The following is a 2,076-nucleotide window of genomic DNA, read 5'->3' on the forward strand; positions in this document are numbered from 1 at the left end:
ATATAGCGCAGCACAAAGACTTATCGCCTTTGCATATTTGGAAGGGTATGACCCAAATGATTACGAAACTAAATTGCTTAAATAAATGTGAAAAACTGAAATAATCCAAAAGAAAAGATTCTTAATCTTTTATATTTTTTTTCTATTCAGATATTAGAAATTTTTATAAAATAGATAAAATTTAAGAAATTTCAAAAATTTTTTATAAAAATACTGTAACCCACATATGATAATGTCCTATTTGGCACATTTAGAAATGTCCTAATTTAAAGATGCTATAATGTCTTTTTTTAAACAAGAGGAGGACATTATGGCAAGGGAGGACATTATCAGGATGAATCGGGAAGAATTAAAGCGGTTACATGTAATTCATAAGGTGATAGAGGGAAGGTTAAAGCAAGTTGAGGCAACAAGGATATTGGGTTTATGCGACAGGCAGATAAGGAGGATAGTAAAGAGAATCAAAGAGGAAGGAGACGAAGGTATAATACATAAATCTCGTGGTAAAGCTTCAAACAGAGCATTTTCTGGAGATTTTAAAGAGAAGGTAATAAATATTTATAGGGATAGATATTATGATTTTGGGCCAACGCTTGCCAATGAGAAGTTATTTGAGCTGGATAAGATAAAGATAGGGATACAGACGTTGCGTAATTGGCTTATAGAGAAAGGGGAATGGCAGGTTACACATAAGAAGAGAAAACATCGTCAATGGCGTGAGAGAAAACACTATTATGGGGAAATGGAACAAGTAGATGGTTCTCATCATGATTGGTTTGAAGGAAGAGGTCCTAACTGTGTACTTATGGCGTATATAGATGATGCTAAGAGCAGAGTATTTGCTAGATTCTATGAATATGAGGGGACATTTCCTTTTATGGATAGCTTCAAAAGATACATACGTAAGTATGGGCTTCCACATAGTATCTATATAGACAGACATTCCACATATAAATCGACTAAAAAACCTTCAATAGAGGATGAATTAAATAATAGGGAGCCATTAAGTGAAGTTGGCAGGGCACTTAAAGAGCTTGGAGTAGAAGTTATATATGCTCGATCTGCACCTGCAAAAGGAAGGATAGAAAGGCTCTTTAAGACATTCCAGGATAGAGTTGTAAAAGAGATGAGATTAAAAGGCATAAAGAGCATAAGAGAAGCAAATGAATTTTTAGAGTACTACTTACCTATATACAACAAAAGATTCAGTGTTAAAGCTCTTAAGAAAGGAGATATTCATAGACCGGTATTACAAGGGACAGATGTTGATGCTATTTTATGTATAAAAACAGAACGTACCTTGAGGAATGACTTTACAGTTGCCCACAATAAGAAGTTCTATCAGATACTTGATCATATAAATGCAAAGAAAGTCATCGTTGAAGAAAGAATGAATGGTAGGATATTTATAAGCTACAAACAAAGACAACTTAATTATAAAGAGATAGACAAGAGGTCAAAGAAACGACCGAAGCAGAGCATAACTGAGACACCGAAGAAGCGATATATCCCGCCAGTAGATCATCCATGGCGGAAGTTTAAGATGGGTAATTATCCACAAACTTATACTTATCAACAAAAAGAAAAAAGAAACAAAAAAGAAAAAGAGCTACTACTAACAAAAACATGAAAATAGGACATTTCTATTTGTATAAAAACAGGACATTTCTAAATGTGCTTGACAGGACATTTCTAAATGTGCTTGACATTCTTTTTATAAGTTTACTTGTATTTTACAAATAAAAATATTAAACTTCATATTATCAGTGATAAAATATATTTAATCATGATGTTGAGTGGAGAAGGTGATGAAATCATTATATTTAGATACAGATAACTTAAAATATATAATATTTATTAAATACATAGCTGTTTAAGATATTTTTTAAGCAGCTATTTTTATTTGGGGGGTGATAATTAAAAAGATTTGTTTTAAAAAATTTATCATAATAATTTATAGGAGGTATAAATATGGGAATATTTGATAAATTGTTTGGAAAGAAGAGTAAAGATTCGGAAGTAAAGGGTGTGGATATAGAAAAAGATGAATTAAAGGAAAAGAGCAGACAAATAAAA

General features: G+C 31.7%; 1 protein-coding gene. It reads left to right on the top strand.

Annotated features, from left to right (window positions below; translation table 11 throughout):
- Positions 1-310: 310 nt before the first annotated feature.
- On the top strand, positions 311-1,630 hold the full coding sequence (locus KKC53_00005) for an ISNCY family transposase (GenBank protein ID MBU2597557.1): 1,320 nt from the start codon (positions 311-313) through the stop codon (positions 1,628-1,630).
- Positions 1,631-2,076 lie beyond the last annotated feature (446 nt).

It is taken from the genome of Actinomycetota bacterium (assembly GCA_018830725.1).
GTDB lineage: Bacteria > Actinomycetota > Humimicrobiia > JAHJRV01 > JAHJRV01 > JAHJRV01.